This is a genomic window from Levilactobacillus fujinensis, from assembly GCF_003946335.1.
GTDB classification, from domain to species: Bacteria; Bacillota; Bacilli; order Lactobacillales; family Lactobacillaceae; genus Levilactobacillus; species Levilactobacillus fujinensis.
Genome location: NZ_RHNX01000077.1, coordinates 1 through 3,239, shown reverse-complemented (window position 1 = coordinate 3,239; position 3,239 = coordinate 1). Strand labels below are relative to the sequence as shown.

The following is a 3,239-nucleotide window of genomic DNA, read 5'->3' as shown; positions in this document are numbered from 1 at the left end:
GCCGTTTTCACTAATTTAGCCGTGATAATTCCTACTGTCGCAAGCGTAACGCAAACATTTTGGCTTTCAACCTTTAGTAAGTTGACTGATTTAGCGGTAACACCCCTTAGAAATGAATTTCAAAACGGCTCCAGCACCCCCTAATGGGAAGCTGGAGCCATTTTTTGCCCACACTGTTTTCTCTTTGAGACTTCACTAGAGTTATCTGACAGGTAGTTAGACAACCACGATAGTTAGCTAAGAACATCCTCTGCTTACACCACGGGCAACTTTAAAACCGTGTGTTCTCCACAGATCAGCCTAACGTTGACGTTGCCGCCATGCGACCAGTTTAAGTAAATCCGCCATCTACTCTGCAAACAGCGTTAGCAAATCTGCCTGCTGCAAGTTTTGTTTTTCTTCACCGCGGACATCCAGCTTGATCTGACCATCCTGGACCATTACGAGTCGATTACCATATGTTAATGCATCACTCATTTTATGGGTAATCATCATCGTAGTCAGTTGATTCTCCGCCACGATAGTTTGCGTGAGCGCCATCACCTTCTGACTAGTCTGCGGGTCCAACGCCGCCGTATGTTCATCCAGCAATAGCAAGTCGGGATGACTCAACGTTGCCATCAAGAGTGACAGCGCCTGACGTTGCCCCCCCGACAGGTATTTCACCTGCGTCGTCAGACGATCTTCCAAGCCCATGTTCAAAGGACGTAACAACTCCTGGTACGCCGCGACCTGACCCGCCTTACGATAACGGTGCAGGCTCATACTGCCGGTATGTTGTTGTGCCAGCGTTAGATTCTGCGCCACACTGAGTTCGCCCGCCGTGCCCATCTTGGGGTCTTGGAAGACCCGCGATAGCCATTTTGACCGGTACGCGATGGGCCTTTTGGTAACATCATGACCCGCCAAGGCTAGCGTGCCCGCGTCGGCCGACAATGTGCCAGCAATCGTGTTCAGCAACGTTGACTTTCCGGCCCCGTTATTCCCGATTACTGCGATGAAGTCGCCTGGTTCAATGGTGAGGCTGACATCCTTTAAGACGTGACGCTCATTTGCTGTCCCGGGAAAGAAGACCTTCTGGAGATGCTTGACGGTTAAGACTGCGGTTGCTTGCTTCATGTTTATCGGCTCCAATCTGCTTAAGGTAACGTTTCAACTGCTGACGCGTGCGGTACTTGTTTTGTAAAATAGGCAGGCAAATGACGACGACCAAGATGCCTGCGGATAGAATTTTCAAATCGTCGACTGGGAAGCCTAATCCCATCGCTACCGTCAATAAGAAACGATAGATGATGGCTCCCAGAACCATGGCGGATAACCGGAGCCAAATTTGACGACCCCGCAGGAAGATCTCCCCGACCAAGACGGAGGCTAATCCAATGACGATCGTTCCAATTCCCATCCCAATATCGGCATAGCCGTTGCTCTGGGCAATCAGGGCACCAGACAAGGCAATGCACCCGTTGGAGACCATGTAACCAATAATCACCATTCGGTCGGTATAAATGCCGTTAGCTGCACTCATGGCGGGATTATTCCCCGTTGCCATCAGGGACAGACCGAGTCGTGTCTTGAACAACCAGACCAGAACTGCCACAACGACACCCGTGACGATGACCCCCACCACGATGGTCTGTAGGTCGATCGACCACGTCTGCGGCAGGTAGTTCATCAACACCTTTTGATTTAACAAAGGGACGTTAGATTTACCCATGATGTGCATGTTGACCGAGTACAGGCCGGTCATGGTCAGGATACCGGCCAGCAGTGACGGCATGTGGAGCTTTGTGTCCAATATACCGGTCACCCAACCGGCAATACATCCCGCCAGAAAACCCAATAGACTAGCCGTTACGGCGGATTGGCCGCTCAACATGGCACTCACTGTGACCGCAGCCCCCAGTGGAAAGCTCCCCTCGGTGGTCAAGTCGGGGATATCTAAGATGCGAAATGTAATGAAAACGCCAATGGCCAATGGTGCCCACAAGAGGCCCTGACCGATACTCGTGATTAACATAAAAGCAAGCTCCCTTCCTTAAGGTTCTTTGATCTGACTAGACTGTAAGCCAATGGCCTTAGCATTTGCCTTGTTGACGTACAAATGAAGCTTCTTTGACGTTTGAACAGCCATGTTTTGCGGCTTCTTGTTATTTTCTAAAACATCATAGGCCATCTTGCCAGTCTGCTTGCCTAGGTCGTAGTAGTTGATGCCGTAAGTAGCAGTCCCGCCGTCCTCGGCCATTTCAATTGAGCCGGTTACAACCGGAAGCTTAGCTGCTTTGGCCTTGGCGCCGATGGTCTTCATGGCACTCGCCATCAGGTTGTCGGTTGGTAAGTACAGACCGGAAACTTTCCCGGTCAAACCGGCTAAGACACTCGCAACATCGTTGGTGCTGGTAGCGCTAACGACCTTTAATTTTAAATTGTGCTTCTTGGCGTAGGCCTTTGCTAGCTTGACCTGTAGGACGGAATTTTCCTCAGATGAATTGTACATCACACCCAACGGCAACTTGCTGGTCGTCATGCTAGCCAGCAGTTTCAGCTGAAGACCCACCGGCGTTAAATCACTGGTCCCACTAACATTGGTCTGTGGCTTGGCATTTGACTTGACCAATCCAGCCGCCTTAAGATCTGTAACAGCTGTGACCAACGTTGGCGTGCTCGTCGTCTTCTTGGCTAAAGCCTGTGCGGCTGGCGTGGCAACGCCAACCAATAAGTCGTTCTTTTGCTGAACCAACTGTTGGCTCATGGTATTTAGATTCGCCTGGTCCCCCTGCGCGTTGAGGTAATGGTAAGTTACCTTCGTCGATTTACCGTGTGCCTTCAACTCAGCCTTTAATCCCGCCTTGAACCCTTGCCGTGCCTCATCGAGCGATCCGTGTTGCACAACCTGTAGGATACCAACCGTTAAACCACCATTGCTAGCGTCCGATTTGCTGGAACACCCTGCTAAAACTAAGCCTAATCCTAACAATGCCATTCCAGTTGCTACTAATTTTTTCATTTTCAATTTCCTCCAAAGTTCTATTTTTTCGTAATCCGACTATCTGCCAGATGAAGTTATTTTAAATTGGTAAATCCCGCCAACCATTCAACGCTGGTCGACCGCCTTGCGTCCAAGACAGGCAACTTTCTCAGAATTCTCACCCTGAGAAAACAAAAAACGGTTCTATGATATTTGGTGTTGATAGAGAAATCTGTCGACGCCATTTTCTGTATAATAAAAGGGGCACACTGCC

The 3,239-nt window shown here is 49.8% G+C and carries 3 protein-coding genes; all 3 read right to left on the bottom strand.

Features of this window, described 5'->3' with window-relative positions:
- Positions 1-348: 348 nt before the first annotated feature.
- Genes EKM89_RS13630 through EKM89_RS13620 form a run of 3 tightly spaced genes read right to left on the bottom strand, consistent with a single transcriptional unit; the run spans position 349 to position 3,004 of the window.
- Entirely contained in the window at positions 349-1,119 is a 771-nt protein-coding gene (locus tag EKM89_RS13630; RefSeq protein WP_125689318.1) for an ABC transporter ATP-binding protein, read from the bottom strand.
- Complete coding sequence (locus EKM89_RS13625) at positions 1,049-2,017, bottom strand: ABC transporter permease (RefSeq protein WP_125689316.1); 969 nt, start codon at positions 2,015-2,017, stop codon at positions 1,049-1,051. Before EKM89_RS13625 ends, EKM89_RS13630 begins: the two co-directional genes overlap by 71 nt.
- A gap of 18 nt (positions 2,018-2,035) precedes the next feature.
- The gene (locus tag EKM89_RS13620; RefSeq protein ID WP_125689314.1) at positions 2,036-3,004 is read right to left on the bottom strand and encodes an ABC transporter substrate-binding protein; all 969 of its coding nucleotides are present in this window, start codon (positions 3,002-3,004) and stop codon (positions 2,036-2,038) included.
- Positions 3,005-3,239: the final 235 nt, after the last annotated feature.

Excerpts from the sequence above, each read along its gene's own strand:
- EKM89_RS13630 (WP_125689318.1), bottom strand. The coding sequence starts at position 1,119 with ATGAAGCAAGCAACCGCAGTCTTAACCGTCAAGCATCTCCAGAAGGTC.
- EKM89_RS13625 (WP_125689316.1), bottom strand. The coding sequence starts at position 2,017 with ATGTTAATCACGAGTATCGGTCAGGGCCTCTTGTGGGCACCATTGGCC.
- EKM89_RS13620 (WP_125689314.1), bottom strand. The coding sequence starts at position 3,004 with ATGAAAAAATTAGTAGCAACTGGAATGGCATTGTTAGGATTAGGCTTA.